The sequence below is a fragment of the Treponema sp. R6D11 genome (genome assembly GCF_054786075.1).
Genome location: NZ_BDHD01000884.1, coordinates 1 through 460 on the forward strand (window position 1 = coordinate 1; position 460 = coordinate 460).

The following is a 460-nucleotide window of genomic DNA, read 5'->3' on the forward strand; positions in this document are numbered from 1 at the left end:
TTCAACTTCCGCGCGGAAGTTAGCGTCTTTTTCCCTAGAAATATAATCTTTTGCGCGTTCGATAATAGCGGATTTTTCCATAAATGACTCCTTATGCCGATGATATACTTTTTTTGAATAAAAATAAAGCGTTATTTCGGTTATATCACTTTACAAAACGCCCAAAAATCATATATATTTATCCTTTATTGTTAAAAACGGAGGTTTAAAGTGTCTAAATTGAAGAGAAGATCTTTCCTTACATTGCTCGATTATTCGCCGGATGAAATTCTGTATTTACTCGATCTTGCGGGGAAACTGAAAGCCGAGTCAAAAAAAGGCAAAATAAAAAGACGCTTCGAGGGCAAAACCCTCGCCCTCCTCTTTGAAAAACGCTCGACGCGGACAAGGTGCGCCTTTGAAACCGCTTTCGGCGAGGAAGGCGGCCACCCGGTCTTTCTTTCCACGAGTGACATTCATC

General features: G+C 40.7%; 1 pseudogene. It reads left to right on the plus strand.

The annotated features are described in order from the left end of the window. Positions 1 to 210 precede the first annotated feature (210 nt). Positions 211 to 460: pseudogene (locus ACYVTD_RS16645) on the plus strand (ornithine carbamoyltransferase); the annotation flags it as partial.